Source organism: Actinoplanes hulinensis (genome assembly GCF_019429605.1).
In the GTDB taxonomy this organism is placed as follows: domain Bacteria; phylum Actinomycetota; class Actinomycetes; order Mycobacteriales; family Micromonosporaceae; genus Actinoplanes; species Actinoplanes campanulatus.
In genome coordinates, this window is record NZ_JAHXZI010000016.1 from 121,749 (window position 1) to 137,675 (window position 15,927).

Consider the following 15,927-nt stretch of genomic DNA (forward strand, 5'->3'; position numbering starts at 1 on the left):
GTAATGCGTAGGTCGTCGGTTCGATTCCGACAGGCGGCTCAGTGAGAAAACCCCAGGTCAGCGGCCTGGGGTTTTCCTATTACAGGTCTCCGGTGAGGTCCAGGTCCGCATCGAAGCTTGGTCAAGCTCCGGCCAGGCGCGAGGACGCGAGTGCGTTCAGGGAGACGCCCTGCTCGGCCGCCCGGATTGCCAGGCGGCGGTGAACCTTTTCGGGTACGCGGACCTGGAACTTGCCTGAGTAGTGCCGGTCGGCGATCGAGAATCCCGGAGCTGGAGGAACCTCTACTCGGCGTTGTAGTGGGCGTCGTGGGCCTGGCGGGGAGCGCAGACCGAGGCGCGGCTGCAGGAGCAGCGGGAGCCGTCGGCGTCCATGCGGACCACGACCGCGTCCTTGGGGACGCTGTGGGCCACCACCCGGCCGTCGCCCTCGGGTGTGGTGACGCGGGATCCGACGGCCGGGGCCGAGGCCTGGAACTTCTGGTACAGAGGGTGTTCGTACTTGAGGCAGCACATCAGGCGGCCGCACGCGCCGGAGATCCGCAACGGGTTCAGGGGGAGGTCCTGGTCCTTCGCCATGCGGATGGTGACCGGCTCGAAATCGGTCAGGAAGGTGGCGCAGCAGAGGTCGCGGCCGCACGAGCCGATGCCGCCCTGGACCCGGGCCGAATCGCGGGCCGAGAGCTGGCGCAGCTCCACCCGGCAGTGCAGGGTGGCGCCCAGGTCGCGGACCAGGGAGCGGAAGTCGACCCGGTGCGGGGCGGTGAAGTAGATCGTCGTGCGGGCGCCGCCGTTGCCGGGCTGGTCGAGGACGTGGTCGACGGCCACGACTTTCATCGGCAGGTCGTGGGCCTTGATCAGCTTTTTGGCGGCGACCTTGGCCTCGGCTTTGCGCTTGCGGAGTTGCTCGTCGCGGCGTAGGTCACGATCGTCCGCCAGACCGGCGACCTTCGGGAAACCCGAGGTGTCCTCGTCGACCCATTGCGGCGCCCAGACGCACTCCGCCACCTCGGGACCGTCGTCGGTCGGGACCAGAACACGGTCACCGACGGCCGGGGTGAAGCCGGCTGGATCGAGGTAGTAGAGGCGGCCGTACCGGTTGAAACTGACCGCGCACAGCATGCCCATGCGATCAACCCTACGACGGTTCGCAAGCCGTACCAAATGCCGGGTTTGAACTACCCGCGAGGGTTGTCGCATAGATGCTGCGCAACCGGCCCAATCGACCATCGTTGGCCAGTCCCGTAGACGCCGCACGCCTCGAAAGGACTCTCCATGAACCCCGCCAGGTCGGTGGCCGCAAGTGTCGTCATGCTCGGGTTCCTGACCGCCCCTACGCCGGCGTTCGGTGCGCCGGTCACCTGCGCTCAGCCCGCCCGGTTCGCCGCGCAGTCATCGGCGGAGTTGCTACGGATCGATCGGCTTGAGCTGGGAATCGCCGGCCGGCGCGGGAACGGGGCGGACGTGGAGGGCGACGGCCCGCGCGGCGGGGACGGTCGCCCGGGAGCGGATGGGGGCGGGTCGAAGCCGAGTGCCGATGGCGCTTCGGGCGTGAGCAGCGGTCCGGCCGGTGGAGCCGTCGATGGGCCGGGGAACCACGGGGGCGAGGACTCGGCCGAGGAGCCGATCGGGTCGGAGGACATCGACGGCGACGGCAGTGCCGGCGGATCACGTTCCGCCGGTGCGGACGGGAGCGGGTCGGCTTCCGGCGGCGCGGGCGCGGTTGGCGGCAATGGCATTCTTGGGGGCGAGCAGCGGGCGCGGACTCGGCCTGCCGGGGAGCAGACGGGCAGCGGCCGGAATTCCGCTATCGGGGGTGTCGGTCTCGGTGAGGCGCGCAGCGTGCTCGTCGCCGATGGGCCGGTCAAGTCGGCGGGCGCGGCACGGATCCTCAACGGGCAGGTCGGCCGGGGCGGCGCCGGCGACTTCGTGGTGCAGCAGGCTCCGCCGGTCAAACCCAAGGCCGAGGAGCGGGGTACGGGGGCCGAGCAGTTCGGTCCGGTACGGGTCGGGGCGGGGCGGCTCCGGGCGCGGGCGGTGTGGGCGGCCGGGATGGAGTGCGGGGCCACCGAGGGTGACGCGTCCTCGTCGGCGGCCGAGATCAGCCGGGTGACGGTCACGGGTGGGGGGATCGGTGCGCTGGTCCGCGTACCGGAAATGGTCTCCAGCCGCACCGGGACAGCGCTGCGGCAGCACGCTGGAGGCGCACAGACCGTCGCGTCGGCGACTGTCAACGCGGGACGGATCAGTCTGGTCGACAACGAGGTTCGTATTCGGGTGGTGCGCGCGCCGGAACTGCGGGCCAGCATGACCGCGGGCGGCGAGGGACGGGTCGACTACCGGCCCGCCGTCGTCGAGGTCACCGCCCGGAACGGCAAGCAGACTCGCCTGGCTACCTCTGGTGATCACGTTGACATCACCTTGAGTGAGGAGATGCGATCGCTCGAGTCGCTTCCGGCTCGGCTGACTCCGATCGACGGGCTGCCGCTGCCGAAGGTGCCGGGAATTCCCGGGCTCGGCAAGCCGGAGTCGAGTGCCGTGCCGGTCGGTGGGTCCGGTCTGACACTGCGCATCGCGCTCGGCGAGGTACGTCAGGCGACCTCGGGGGACGCGATCGCGGCCCGCGCCACCGCGATCCGGGTGACCCTGGTGTGCGATGAGGACGCGCCCGGTTACGGTCGGTCCGGGGTGGTCGCTGACCTGGGCATCGGCATGCTGGAAGCGGCCGCGGTGGCCCCGGAGAACGGTCCCGGTCAGGGCAATCCGGGCGGCACCGCCGGAGGCGAAGCGGGACTGCCGATCACTGGCCCGCGGGTCGTCTTCCTGTTCATCGCGGGCGCGGCCCTGGTGCTCGGCGGCCTCGCCGCGGTGTTCCTCACATCACGCCGCCGTCGCAGCGACTCCTGACCCGCACTCCGCCGCCCGGGAAACCCCGAAGCGCGTCGCAAGGCTTACGACACGATCCCACGTGTCGCAAGCCTTGCGGCACGTCCCCGGATAGCCCGCGCGGAACGATCGTGAAGGCCGGGAGCCAGCGGGGGACGGCGGCGGGGCTGGGCCGGTGGAGAGGGGCCGGGTCAGACCAGCAATGGCCCGGAGGCCGGCGGAGTGGGGCCGGGTCAGACCAACAGGGGGGTCTGGAGGGCGGTGGAGCCGTCGAGCAGGCCCTCGGCGCGGTCGTAGGAGTCGGCGATGGTGCGTAGCAGGACGGCACCGAGGGTGGCGGCCGCGGTGGCTTGGGCGTCGGGGGGATGGTCGCCGCCGGCGAGGGTGATCGCCTCGGTGGAGAGGGACGCCTCCGCCAGGGTGACGGCCAGGTCGTCGCGGGTGCGGATCATCCAGTCGGTGAGATCGTCGGCCAGGTCGGCGGTCGCCTCCATGCGGCTGCCCAGGCTGTCGGGGCCGCCGTTGAGGTGCTCGGCCGCACGGCGGCGGGCCGCCTCATACGCTTCGGCGGCCTCGCCCGACCAGCTCCCGGCCGGGGGTAGCGCGTCGGCCAGGTCGGCGTAGGCCCGGGCGTCGGCGCGCAGCTCAGGGACGGCGTCCAGGATGGATGCCGGGTGCAGGGCCGCGACGGCGCGGGCCGCGTCGCCGGGCAGGAGGCGGACGCGGCGCAGCTCGGCCCAGACGTCGTGGCCCTCCGGCGCGCCGATGGTGGCGAGCACCTCGTCGACCCGGTTGAGCAGCGGGGCCGCCGCGTCGAGCAGCTGGTCGAGCCGATCCATCACTGCTGGCCCCGCAGGAGGCGGCGCCGGACGGTCTCGTCGGTGTCGGCGTAGTGCCGGGCACCGGAACGCACGGCGCCCGCCATCTCGGAGAGGCGGTCGGCGGCGTCGGCGGCCTCTCGCGCCCGCGCGGCCAGCACGGCCGTCCAGCCGGCGTAGAGGGCGCGCCCGATCCGCCCTGGGCGGCCGGCGTCGTCGGCGCCGAAGGCGACCGCCGCCGGCGCCAGGTTGGGCATCCGGCGGTCCACGGTGGTCAGAGCGGCCGCCGCATGGTCGATCTGGTCGGCGAGTCGATCCATGTCAGTGCCCCTCCAGCGTGCGGAACTGTCCGAAAACCTCGGCATGCAGCTTCTCCCGGGCCCAGTGGGCGGCCTCGGCCGCACTGGTCACGACGGCGCGCATCTCACGGGCGAACTCGGCCGGCTCGCGATGACGCAGCGGGCCGTGCACCTGAACGTCCACGATGTCGCCCGCGGCGGTCACGACCACCTCGATCGACTGGTCCGGCGAATGCACTGAGACGGTGTGAGCGGACACGGCCTTGTCGAAGTCGGCACGCAGCTCTTCAAAGCGCCGATATCGGTCGATCGCCTCGTCGATCCACGCCTCGTCGATCTCGCGGGCCATCCATGGCTCCTCACCGCGCGTCATGTCGCCGTCGCGTTCCGGGTTGAGACCGTACCCGCTCAGACGACCGTCCCGCTACGCCGCCGCATCCTTTGTGGATAACTCCGGCGGGGGCGACTGAGGGTGACGGCACGCTCTCAGGGAACTACCTTTCGTAATCAACTCGATCCGGTGGCACTTTTCGTCGTACCGGCGAAATACCATCGTCGGGTGAGTCCGCATGAAGTCTTCTCCGAGCTGGTGGGCCAGGACGAGCCGGTCGTGACGCTGCGCCGGGCCGCCGCCGCGGCCGCCCGGATCGTGGCGGGCGAGCCGGAGTCCGGCGGCATGACGCACGCCTGGATCTTCACCGGCCCACCCGGCGCGCGCCGGACGGTCGCCGCGCGGGTGTTCGCGGCCGCGCTCCAGTGCGAGCGGGACGGCACAGGCTGCGGTGAGTGCCACGGGTGCCACACGACGCTCGCCGGCACCCACGCGGATGTGCAGGTCGTGACGACCGAGGGTCTGACCATCAAGACCGAGGAGACCAGGGCCGTGGTGCTCCGGGCGGCGAGCGCGCCGACCGGCGGCCGCTGGCAGGTGGTGATCATCGAGGCGGCCGACCGGCTTCACGAGCGGGCCAGCAACGCGCTGCTCAAGGCGATCGAGGAGCCGTCTCCGCGGACCGTCTTCCTGCTGTGCACGCCGTCGGTGCACCCGGACGACATCCTGGTGACGATCCGGTCCCGGTGCCGCCTGGTGTCGCTGCGCCAGCCACCGGCGGCCGCGGTCGCCGACGTCCTCGTGCGGCGACACGACATCGCGCCGGACCAGGCGGCATGGGCCGCGGCGGCGTCACAGGGCGACGTGGAGCGGGCCCGGCAGCTGGCCGCCGATCCGGAGGCCCGGGGGCGGCGTGACGACGTGCTCTCCGTTCCCCGCAAGCTGACCAGCATCGGCGCCTGTTTCGACGCGGCGGCGCGGCTGGAGGCGGCCTCGAAGCAGGAGGCGGCGATCTCGGTGGCCGAGCTCGACGTGACCGAGCGCGCGGCGCTGGAACGGGCGCTCGGCGCGGGCGGCACCGGCCGGGGGGCCACGACGGCGATGCGCGGCGCCGCCGGCCAGCTGAAGGAGCTGGAGCGCAACCAGAAGCTGCGGGCCACCCGGACCCAGCGGGACGCTCTGGACCGGGCGCTCCAGGATCTGATCGGCTTCTACCGGGACGTGCTGGTCACCTCGATGCGCGCGCCCGTGCCGGTGGTGCACGGTGACCTGGCGGCGGTGTCGGCGGCGGCGGCCGGGAAATGGACGCCGGAGAGCACGCTGCGCCGCCTGGAAGCGGTGCTGACCTGCCGGGACGCGATCGATCGCAACGTGAAGCCACAGGTCGCCCTGGAGGCGATGATGGTCAGTCTCTGGCAGGGCTGAGCGCCGCCGAAATCCAGGACCGAACGCCCGGCGAAAGCAGGGCTGGGCGCCCGGCGAAAGGCAGGACTGGACACCGAGAGGGCGGGCTTAGCGACGGCCGAAAGTATCGGCCAAGCGGAGCAGACCGAGAGGGTTTCGGGCGGGCCGTGTGGCCCGCGCCGGCAAGACCCCGGCGCGGGCCACACGGTTCCCGGGGCCCGGATTCAGTGCAATGCGCTGGCTCCCCAAGCCGGACTCCCGAAACTTCCGACTCCTGACCGAAACGTTAGGCCGATTTGCTCCGGACGTCAACCTTGACGCATAGACGTTGATCGCTTTACTTTACGGACGTCCGACCGCCCGGTTTCCGAAAGTTTCGGAGTGCTCATGTCGACTCGACGCGAGGTACTGGCCCTGGCATCCGGCGCCGCGCTCACCGCCGCCGCCCTTCCCGGCCCAGCCGCCGCGGCCGGCCGTGCCGACGGGTGGGTCGCCACCTGGGCGGCCGCGCCGACCACGGTGCCACCCGGCGACCCGCTGATCCTGAACGGCCAGACCGTCCGGCAGGTGGTGCACACCAGCGTGGGCGGTGAGCGCCTGCGGATCCGGCTGACAAACGAGTTCGGCGCCACCCCGCTGCGGATCGGCGAGGTGCGGGTCGCGATCCGGGCCGGTGACGGCGCGAGCACCGACGCGGTTCCGGGCACCGACCGGCGGGTGACCTTCGGCGGGCGGGAGGCGGTCACCGTGCCGGCCGGGGCCCCGCTGGTCAGCGATCCGGTGCGCCTGGGCCTGCCGTCCGGCGCCGACCTGGTGATCAGCGTTTTCCTGCCGGAGCGCACGCCGGTGACCACGCTGGCCGCCTTCGCCTTCCAGGACAACGCGATCGCCGCCGGCAACGTGACCGGGGCGGCTCGGATCATCCCCACCAGCACGATCGGCCAGTACCTGTTCCTGTCCGGGATCAGCGTGCGGGGCGGTGACGGTGACGACGCCGGGGTCGGCGCGCGGGGCGGTGACGGTGACGACGCCGGGGTCGGCGTGCGGGGCGGTGACGGCACCGGGGTCGGCGTGCGGGGCGGTGACGGCACCGGGGTCGGCGTGCGGGGCGGTGACGGTGACGACGCCGGAGTCGGCGTGCGGGGCGGTGACGGCGCGGTCGTCACGCTCGGCGACTCGATCACCAACGGGGCGAACACCGTGACCAACGCCAACCACCGCTGGCCGGACCTGCTGGCCGCGCGGTTCCGGTCGGCCCGGATCCGGCTCGGGGTGGCGAACGTGGGCATCTCCGGGAACCGGCTGCTGCACGACCCGAACCCGCCGGCGGGCAGCGGAGCCGAGGCGTTCGCGGCATATTTCGGGCACAGCGGGCTGCGCCGGTTCGACCGGGATGTGGTGGCGCAGCCGGGGGTCACGCATCTCGTGGTGCTGCTAGGGGTGAACGATCTCGGTCATCCGGGCACGGTGGCGCCGCCCGGGGAGGTGGTCACGGCGGACGATCTGATCTGGGGGCACCGCCAGCTCATCGCACGGGCGCGGTTGGCCGGGCTGCGGGTGTACGGCGCGACGATCCTGCCGTTCAAGGACGACACGCTCGGCTTCTACACCGTCGAGAACGAGCGTAAGCGGGCCGCGCTGAACGCCTGGATCCGGACCTCCGGCGAGTACGACGCGGTGATCGACTTCGACGCGGCGGTCCGCGATCCGGCCGATCCGCTGCGGCTTGCCGCCCGTTACGACAGCGGCGACCACCTGCACCCGAACGACGCCGGCATGGCGGCGATGGCGGCCGCCGTGCCTATCCGGCTGTTCCGGCCGGGACCGGGCTGAGCAGCGACGACAGCCGGGCCTCGACCGCCCCGGCGATCTCCTCGACCGGCCGGGCGGCGTCCAGCACCAGGTAGCGCTTGGGGTCGGCGGCCGCCAGGTCGAGGAACGCGTAGCGGACCCGCTCGTGGAACGCCCGGGACTCGCTCTCCAGCCGGTCGGCGGCCTCGCCCCGGGAGTCGACCCGGGTCAGGCCGACGCCGGGGTCGACGTCCAGCAGGACCACCAGGTCGGGCTTGAGGCCGCCGGTGGCCCACGCCGACAGCCAGGAGATCTCCTGGACCGGGAGGGTACGGCCGGCGCCCTGGTAGGCCAGTGACGAGTCCACGTACCGGTCGCTGATCACGACGGCCCCGCGGCTGAGTGCCGGCCGGACCACCGTGGCGACGTGGTGCGCCCGGTCGGCGGCGTAGAGCAGGGCTTCGGCCCGGGCGGACGGCGTCTCGGCCCGGTCCAGGACGAGCCCGCGGATCCGGGCGCCGATGTCGGTGGCGCCGGGCTCGCGGGTGACCACCACGTCGCGCCCGTCCGCCTTGAGCGCCTCGGCGAGACGGGTGACCTGGGTGGACTTGCCGGCGCCCTCGCCGCCCTCGAAGACCACGAAGACGCCGGAGCGAGGGAACGCCTCGGGCGGCGACAGCGGCCGTCCGCGCAGTGACCCGATCAGGTCGGGCAGCACCGGGACACCGGGTTTGTCGTCCATCTGCCGGAACGCGCCGATGCCCACCCAGATGCCGATCGCGCCGGCCACCACGAGCAGCACCCGGGTGGCCGAGATGTCGATGTGGAAGAGGCCCATGTCGACCCGGCGGGAGCTGCCGAGGCCGACCAGGATGCCGGAGAGCGTGATGGCCAGCAGCAGGACGGTCCGGACGCCGATCTGCACGACGGCGAAGGTGCGGCCGCGCAGTTCGTCGGCGATCTCCCCGTACAGAAGGGTGGTGCCGGACAGGAACGCCATGCCGGCGCCGGCACCGACCATGATGGCGCCGAAGAGCGCCATGGAGAGGTGGATGGAGAACCCGAGGAACATCACCGAGCCGCTGGCCAGCACGATGCTCATGCCGAACCAGCGTTTGCGGGACAGCTCCTTGACGATCATCGGGCCCAGGCCGATGCCGATCGCGAGGCCCATGAAGATGGTGCCGAAGAGCAGATAGAAGGCCGCCTGTCCGGCGCCGAGCGACTTGGCGAACTTCTCCGCCGCGCCGATCACCACACCGCCGGCCCCGAACGCGCCGAAGATGCCGAGGACCAGGCCGCGCACCAGGGGGGTGTCGCCGATGAACTTCCACCCGTCCAGGAACTGGCGGGTCATGCTCTGCTGGGCGGCTTTCTCCCGGGCGGCGCTCTTGCCGCCGATCTCCTTGATGCCGAAGAAGACCACGAGCGCGGTGGCGAGCCGGGCGAACGCGTTGATGTAGAGCGCCAACTGGATGGGCTGGGCCCAGTCGGGCAGGGAGGCGCCGGACTGCTGGAGGCCGGCGGTGAGCGCGGCGAGCGACAGTGCGGCCAGGATCGGCGTGATCCCGTACGTCGTGATCAGGGTCAGCTGGTTGGAGACCTCGATCTGCGATTTCGGGATGAGGTTGGGGACCGCGGCCTCCTTGGCCGGGATCCAGATCAGGGTGATCGTCTCGCCGATGAAGGTGGCGATGGTGGCCCAGGCGACGGTCTGCGCCGGGGTGCCGCCGAACAGCGGGACGAGCGGGATCGACAAGTAGATGACGAACCGCAGCAGGTCGACGATCACCATGGTGTAGCGGCGGTCGAACCGGTCGGCGAAGACACCGGCGATCGGGCCGAGCAGGAGAGCGGGGATCAGGCGTACGGCGATGGTGCCGCCGAACGCGGCGCCCTGGGCTGCCGGGTTCTCGAACTGGGCGGAGGCGAACAGCGCGGTGGCGAGCAGGCCGACCCAGTCACCGAAGGAGGCGGCGGCGAGCACCAGCCAGAGCCGCCGGAAGGGGCGCCGCCGCAGAACCGAGCGCAGCGCCGCTATGCCCGAAATGTCGACGGGCCCCGGCTCCTGTTGCGTTTCCGTGTTGATGGCCCCTACCTCCCGTGGTCACTGCTCGGAGCACTGTAACCGTCCGGTCCATGGGTCGCGGGGCAACCACGATCGGGTGGAGCAGAGATGAATGTCTTTCGTGTTACCCATCTCACGGGATACCGTGCTGGCGTGCTCACCGACCGCGCCGCCCTGCACCAGCGACTCGACAGGGCCACGGGCCACCTGGAAACCCCGGTCGCGGTGGTGGACCTGGCCGCCTTCGACGACAACGCCGCGCGCCTGAGCGGGCGGGCCGGCGACAAGCCGATCCGGGTGGCCACCAAGTCGGTGCGCTGCCGGACCCTGCTGGAGCGGGTGCTGGCCCGGCCCGGCTGGCACGGGGTGATGGCCTACACCCTGCCCGAGGCGATCTGGCTGGTGCGCTCGGGCGTGACCGGCGACGTCCTGGTGGCCTATCCCACCGCGGACCGCACCGCGCTGGGCGAGCTGGCCGCCGACCCGGAACTGGCCGCCGCGATCACCATCATGGTCGACCACCCGTCCCAGCTCGACCTGATCGATGCCGTCGCCGCTCCGGGTGGGCGCTCACCCGTACGCCTATGTATTGATCTTGATGCTTCCTGGCGTCCCGCCGGGCCGTTGCACATCGGGGTGCGCAGGTCGCCGGTGCATTCGGCCACGCAAGCGGGCGATCTGGCCCGGACCATCGCCGGGCGCGAGGGGTTCCGCCTGGTCGGGCTGATGTGTTACGAGGCGCACATCGCCGGCGTCGGCGACAACCCACCCGGTCAGGCGCTGCGGGCGCGGGCCATCCGGATGATGCAGAGCCGCGCGCTCCCGGAGTTGCGGGAGCGGCGCGCCGCGGCGGTGCATGCGGTCCGCGAGCACGCCGATCTCGAGTTCGTGAACGGCGGCGGCACCGGCAGTGTGGCCACGACCAGCGCCGATCCCGCGGTCACCGAGGTCACCGCGGGTTCGGGCCTCTACGGCCCCACACTCTTCGACACCTACCGGAACTGGCAGCCCGCTCCGGCGGCGTTCTTCGCCCTCTCCGTGGTCCGCCGGCCGGCTCCCCGGATCGCCACCGTGCTGGGCGGCGGCTGGATCGCCTCGGGCGCGCCCGAGCCGTCCCGCCTGCCGGTCCCGTGGCTGCCCGAGGGGCTGCGGTTCAAGGCCGACGAGGGCGCCGGTGAGGTGCAGACGCCGTTGCTGGGCGCGGCCGCCGAGCGGCTGAGCCCCGGCGACCGGGTGTGGTTCCGCCACGCCAAGGCCGGCGAGCTGTGCGAACACGTCAACGAGCTACAGCTGATCGACGGCGAGACAGCGACGCCGGCCCCCACCTACCGAGGAGAAGGCCATGCCTTCCTGGGCTGAAAAAGGCTCAGGCCGACACGTGGCGGTGCAGGTATTCCCTTATCAACGCCTTGGCCTCGGTCAGCACCTCTTCGTCCCCGGACACGTCCCGGCGGAAGGCCAGCTTGATCAGCGCGTCCGCCGCCTCGACCGAGATCTGCAGGGCGAACCGCAGACGGGTCCGGTCGGCCAGGTTGAACTGCTCGATCAGCAGCTCGGCCAGGCGCTCGGCGATGACCGCGTTGTTGTCCCGGTCCGAGTCCAGCAGGTGCAGGTCGACCACGTCACCGAAGTGCAGCGTCCGGAAACCCGGCACGCTGCGGTGCATGTGGATGTAGGCGTCGATGGCTCCGTCGACCGCGTCCCACCAATGGGTGAAGGTCTCGCTGGCGAACCGGTCCGACAGACTCTGCAAATACGCGTCCATGTTGCGCAGCGCGAGGGCCTGGACGATGGCCCGTTTGTCCGGGAAGAACTGGTAGACCGAACCGATGGCGACTTCGGCGCGCTCGGCGAGCAGCGTCGTGGTCAAGCCCTCATAGCCCACCTCGTCCACCAGCTCGGCGCAGGCGTCGAGCATGCGCTGTACCCGGGCCACGCTTCTGCCCTGCACCGGAACCCGCCGCAGCGGGCCGGTGCTGACGGTTGGTGTCGACACGCGTCGCCACTCCCTCTCCGCAGTGAAATCCATCCACGACCATCTCCAACGTCATGAATAAATCTCATCGTTAAATCGAACGTTACTCGGATCAACGAGCGAGCCGCATCGACGGGACGCCGTGTGCCGGTGTCCGCTCGGACGGAGGACAAAGCCCGGAATGACTAGCGTCAACTCCCGCCGCTGGAGCAACTGGGGGCGCAACCAGGAATCGATCGCTGAGGTGCTGCTCCCCGGCGGCGTCGACGAGGTCGCCAGTCAAGTGAAGCAGGCCGTGGAAAGCGGGCGCCGGATCAAGGTGGTCGGGAGCGGTCATTCGTTCACGCCCATCGCCGTCGCCGAGGACCAGCGGATGTTCGTGCACCGGCTCGACGGGCTGGTGGCGGTCGACGGGCCACTGGTGACCGTACAGGCCGGAATGCCGCTGTCCACACTCAACGAGGTGCTGGCCGAACACGGGCTGGCCATGCCGAACCTGGGCGACATCGACGCGCAGACGGTCGCCGGGGCCATCTCCACGGGCACGCACGGCACCGGGATCGCCTACTCCACCCTGGCGTCCTGCGTCGAAGCCGTGACCATGGTGACCGGCGGCGGGACGGTGCAACGGTTCGCGGCCGGCGATCCCGAGTTCCCGGCGGTCCGGCTCGGGCTCGGCGCGCTCGGTGTGCTGGTCGACGTCACGCTGCGGTGCGTTCCGGCGTTCACGCTGCTCGCCGACGAGCGGCCGATGGCACTCGCCGACATCCTGGCCGGGATGGACGAGTGGATCGCGAGCGACCACCACGTCGAGTTCTTCTGGTACCCGTACACCGACCGGGCCCAGCTCAAACGCAACCGCCGGGTCGAGGCCGACGACCGGCCGCTGTCGCGGTTCCGCGGCTGGCTCGACGACGACTTCCTGTCCAACACCGTCCTGCAGGGCGCCTGCGCCGTGGGCCGGCGATTCCCGGCCACGGTGCCGGCGATCAGCGCGGTCTCCGCCCGCGCGCTCAGCCCACGGACCTACACCGGCCGGTCCGACCGCGTCTTCTGCTCACCCCGGCGGGTCAAATTCACCGAGATGGAGTACGAGGTCCCGCGCGCCGCCCTGCCCGAGGTGATCGACGCGCTCCCGAAACTGCTGGACTCGCTGCCGTTCCGGGTGCAGTTCCCGGTGGAGGTGCGGTTCACCGGGCCGGACGACGTGTGGCTGTCGCACGGGTACGGCCGGGAGTCCGCCTACATCGCGGTGCACCAGTTCATCGGCAGCCCGTACGAGCCGTACTTCCGGGCCTTCGAGGAACTGTGCACGCCGCTGGGTGGCCGGCCGCACTGGGGCAAGCTGCACTACCGGGACGCGGAGTCGCTGCGTCCCGCGTACCCCCGCTTCGACGACTTCCTGGCCGTGCGCGACCGGCTGGACCCCCACCGGGTCTTCACCAACGACTACCTGGTGAGGGTCCTGGGCCGATAGCTCACTCCGCCGAGGTGGCCGCCTTGCGCGGGGCGGCCTTCTTGGCGGGGGCGGCCTTCTTTGCCGCCGCCGTGGTCTTCTTCGCGGCCGTGGCCCGTTTCGCCGGCGCCTTCTTGGCCGGCGTCTCACCGCCCGCGGCCGCCGCCTTCTTGGCCGGAGCCTTCTTGGCGGCGGCCTTCTTCTTCGGCGCCGGGCCCTTGGCGCGCTTCTCGGCGAGCATCTCGGACGCCTGCTCCGCGGTGAGCTCCTCCGGGGTCTGACCGCGGCGCAGGGTGGCGTTGGTCTCGCCGTCGGTCACGTACGGCCCGAAACGGCCGTCCTTGACCACCATCGGCTTCTGCGTCACCGGGTCCGGGCCCAGTTCGGCCAGCGGCGGCTTCGGCGCACCCCGCTGCCCACGAACCTTCGGCGTGGCCAGCAGGGCGAGCGCCTCGTCCAGGGTGACGGTGAAGAGCCGGTCCTCGTTCTCCAGCGAGCGGGAGTCCTTCAGGCGCGAGATGTACGGCCCGTACCGGCCGTTGCGCGCGACGATCTCGTTGCCCTCGGCGTCCTTGCCGACCACCCGGGGCAGGGTGAGCAGCTGGAGCGCCTGCTCCAGGGTGAGCGTCTGCGGCGAGTGCGAGGCGAACAGGGACGAGCTGCGCTCGCCGCTCTGCACATACGCCCCGTAGCGCCCGGACTTGACCACCACCGGCTCGCCGGTCACCGGGTCGTCGCCCAGCGAGCGGTCGCCGTTGCCGGCCAGGAACAGCTCGGCCACCTTCTCCGGGGTCAGCTCGTCGGGAGCGATGCCGTCGGGGAGCGAGGCCTTGTCCTCGGGCGTGTCCTCGCCGCCGTCCACCAGCCGGCGTTGCAGGTAGGGGCCGAACTTGCCGACCCGGACGACGACCCGCCGGTTCTCCTCGTCGACGAAGAGCGGGATCGAGTTGACCTCGCGGGCGTCGATCGCGCTGAGGTTCTCGGTGACCATCTTCTTCAGGCCGCCGGCCCTGGCGATCTCCTCGTCCGTCCCGGACTCCGAGCTGCCGAAGTAGAAGGAGGTGAGGAAGGCGAGCTGGGTTCCGTCGCCGGCCGCGATGTCGTCGAGCTGGCCCTCCATGGCGGCCGTGAAGTTGTAGTCCACCAGCCGCGGGTAGTGCCCCTCGAGCAGGCCGATCACCGCGAACGCCAGGAACGACGGGATCATCGCCTGGCCGCGCTTCTCCACGTAGCCGCGGTCCTGGATGGTCTGCATGATCGACGAGTACGTCGACGGCCGGCCGATGCCCAGCTCCTCCAGCGCCTTGACCAGCGACGCCTCGGTGTAGCGGGCGGGCGGCGCGGTGTTGTGGCCGGTCGCGGCCAGCTGGTCGGCGGTGAGCGGCTGGTCCTTCACCAGGTTCGGCAGGCGCCGCTCGGCGTCCTCGGCCTCGGCGTTCTCGTCGTCCGACGACTCCACGTACGCCCGGAGGAAGCCGGGGTCGGTGATGGTCTTGCCGGAGGCGGCGAAGTCGGCCTCCTCGTTCGACGACGAGACGGCGCGGATCCGGATGCTCACCGAGTTACCGACGGCGTCGGTCATCTGGGAGGCGATGGTCCGGCGCCAGATCAGCTCGTAGAGCTTGAACTCGGCGCTGGTCAGCTCCTTGGCGACCTCGCCCGGGGTGCGGAAGTTGTCGCCGGCCGGGCGGATCGCCTCGTGCGCCTCCTGCGCGCCCTTGGCCTTGGTGGTGTATTTGCGCGGCTGCGGCGGCACGTTGTTCGCCCCGTACAGCTCGGCGATCTGCCGGCGGGCGGCGGCCACGGCGGTCTCGGAGAGGTTCACCGAGTCCGTACGCATATAGGTGATATAGCCCTTTTCGTACAGGCTCTGCGCCGTGCGCATCGTCTCCTTCGAGGAGGAGCGCAGCTTGCGGGCGGCCTCCTGCTGGAGCGTCGACGTGATGAACGGCGCGTACGGCCGCCGGCGGTACGGCTTCTCCTCGACCCGCGTGACGGTGAACGGGCGGCCCTCCAGACGGGCGGCCAGCCCGCGGGCGCCGTCGCCGTCCAGCTGCACCACGGTCGAGCCGGCCTTGAGCTGCCCGGTGGTGGGCTCGAAGTCCTTGCCGGTGGCGATGCGGTCGCCGTCCAGCGCGATCAGGGTGGCCTGGAACGTGCGCGGGCCCTCGACCTGCCCCTGCACGGCGAGGCTCGCCAGGATGTCCCAGTACTCCGCGGTCCGGAAGGCCATCCGCTGCCGCTCACGCTCGACGACGATGCGGGTGGCGACGGACTGCACACGGCCCGCCGAGAGGCCGCGCATCACCTTCTTCCACAGGACCGGGCTGACCTCGTAGCCGTACAGCCGGTCCAGGATGCGGCGGGCCTCCTGCGCATCCACCAGGGAACGGTCGATGTCCCGCGGGTTCGCCACGGCGGCCTGGATGGCCGGCTTGGTGATCTCGTGGAAGACCATCCGCTTGATCGGCACCTTGGGCTGGATCGTCTCGACCAGGTGCCAGGCGATGGCCTCGCCCTCGCGGTCCTCATCGGTGGCGAGGAAGATCTCGTCCACCTCCCGGGCCAGGCGCTTGAGCTTGGCCACCTGCTGCTTGCGGCTCTCGGAGATCACATAGAGCGCCTGGAAGCCGTTGTCGACGTCGACGCCGAGCCGCGCCCAAGGCTGCCCCTTGAACGCCTCGGGCACCTCGTCGGCGTTCTTCGGCAGGTCGCGGATATGGCCGACGGAGGCCTCGACCAGATAGTCGGGGCCCAGGTAACCGGCGATCGTCTTGGCCTTCGACGGGGACTCGACGATGACCAGACGGGTCGTCCTGGTGTCACTCGGCACGGCACTCCTTATTGACCTTCAGCGCTCCCTGCTCCGTCCGGCGGAGCACAGACGTTCAACGTAACGCGC

The 15,927-nt window shown here is 71.3% G+C and carries 13 protein-coding genes; 5 read left to right on the forward strand and 8 right to left on the reverse strand.

Annotation, left to right across the window (positions count from 1 at the left end; genetic code table 11):
- Positions 1 to 121: 121 nt before the first annotated feature.
- On the reverse strand, positions 122 to 352 hold the full coding sequence (locus tag KZ829_RS44170) for a toxin-antitoxin system HicB family antitoxin (protein ID WP_220147119.1): 231 nt from the start codon (positions 350 to 352) through the stop codon (positions 122 to 124).
- Positions 283 to 1,125: a PSP1 domain-containing protein gene (locus KZ829_RS28500; RefSeq protein WP_220147001.1), complete on the reverse strand. Its 843-nt coding sequence runs from the start codon at positions 1,123 to 1,125 to the stop codon at positions 283 to 285. Before KZ829_RS28500 ends, KZ829_RS44170 begins: the two co-directional genes overlap by 70 nt.
- Positions 1,126 to 1,839: 714 nt before the next feature.
- On the opposite strand from KZ829_RS28500, the gene KZ829_RS28505 reads away from it, so the two are divergent.
- Entirely contained in the window at positions 1,840 to 2,904 is a 1,065-nt protein-coding gene (locus tag KZ829_RS28505) for a hypothetical protein (protein WP_220147002.1), read from the forward strand.
- Between the two features lie 212 nt (positions 2,905 to 3,116).
- Here KZ829_RS28505 and KZ829_RS28510 read toward each other — a convergent pair whose 3' ends face one another.
- From KZ829_RS28510 to KZ829_RS28520, 3 genes are read right to left on the reverse strand one after another with little or no spacing between them, the layout of a single operon-like run.
- Entirely contained in the window at positions 3,117 to 3,722 is a 606-nt protein-coding gene (locus tag KZ829_RS28510) for a hypothetical protein (RefSeq protein ID WP_220147003.1), read from the reverse strand.
- Positions 3,722 to 4,021, reverse strand: a complete 300-nt coding sequence (locus tag KZ829_RS28515; RefSeq protein WP_220147004.1) for a hypothetical protein — start codon at positions 4,019 to 4,021, stop codon at positions 3,722 to 3,724. Before KZ829_RS28515 ends, KZ829_RS28510 begins: the two co-directional genes overlap by 1 nt.
- Before the next feature lies 1 nt (position 4,022).
- A complete protein-coding gene (locus tag KZ829_RS28520; protein ID WP_220147005.1) occupies positions 4,023 to 4,349 on the reverse strand; it encodes a YbaB/EbfC family DNA-binding protein in 327 nt (108 codons plus the stop codon).
- 210 nt (positions 4,350 to 4,559) lie between these two features.
- On the opposite strand from KZ829_RS28520, the gene KZ829_RS28525 reads away from it, so the two are divergent.
- Together KZ829_RS28525 and KZ829_RS28530 are read left to right on the forward strand one after the other, a co-directional pair.
- Positions 4,560 to 5,756 carry a DNA polymerase III subunit delta' gene (locus KZ829_RS28525; protein WP_220147006.1) on the forward strand — a complete coding sequence of 399 codons (1,197 nt, stop codon included), beginning with the start codon at positions 4,560 to 4,562 and terminating at the stop codon, positions 5,754 to 5,756.
- 366 nt (positions 5,757 to 6,122) lie between these two features.
- Entirely contained in the window at positions 6,123 to 7,568 is a 1,446-nt protein-coding gene (locus KZ829_RS28530; RefSeq protein ID WP_246636403.1) for an SGNH/GDSL hydrolase family protein, read from the forward strand.
- On the opposite strand, the gene tmk is transcribed toward KZ829_RS28530, so the two are convergent.
- Positions 7,537 to 9,576, reverse strand: a complete 2,040-nt coding sequence (tmk, locus tag KZ829_RS28535; RefSeq protein WP_308285709.1) for a dTMP kinase — start codon at positions 9,574 to 9,576, stop codon at positions 7,537 to 7,539. The genes KZ829_RS28530 and tmk overlap by 32 nt on opposite strands.
- 126 nt (positions 9,577 to 9,702) lie before the next feature.
- Between tmk and KZ829_RS28540 the strand changes: the two genes are divergently transcribed.
- The gene (locus tag KZ829_RS28540) at positions 9,703 to 10,953 is read left to right on the forward strand and encodes an amino acid deaminase/aldolase (protein WP_220147007.1); all 1,251 of its coding nucleotides are present in this window, start codon (positions 9,703 to 9,705) and stop codon (positions 10,951 to 10,953) included.
- Between the two features lie 7 nt (positions 10,954 to 10,960).
- Here the strand turns inward: KZ829_RS28540 and KZ829_RS28545 are convergent, their stop codons facing one another.
- Positions 10,961 to 11,590, reverse strand: a complete 630-nt coding sequence (locus KZ829_RS28545; protein ID WP_183225871.1) for a TetR/AcrR family transcriptional regulator — start codon at positions 11,588 to 11,590, stop codon at positions 10,961 to 10,963.
- A 160-nt stretch (positions 11,591 to 11,750) separates the two neighbouring features.
- Here KZ829_RS28545 and KZ829_RS28550 point away from each other — a divergent pair, with 160 nt between their 5' ends.
- The gene (locus KZ829_RS28550) at positions 11,751 to 13,046 is read left to right on the forward strand and encodes a D-arabinono-1,4-lactone oxidase (RefSeq protein WP_220147008.1); all 1,296 of its coding nucleotides are present in this window, start codon (positions 11,751 to 11,753) and stop codon (positions 13,044 to 13,046) included.
- A 1-nt stretch (position 13,047) separates the two neighbouring features.
- Here the strand turns inward: KZ829_RS28550 and topA are convergent, their stop codons facing one another.
- On the reverse strand, positions 13,048 to 15,858 hold the full coding sequence (topA, locus tag KZ829_RS28555; protein ID WP_220147009.1) for a type I DNA topoisomerase: 2,811 nt from the start codon (positions 15,856 to 15,858) through the stop codon (positions 13,048 to 13,050).
- Between the last annotated feature and the right edge of the window lie 69 nt (positions 15,859 to 15,927).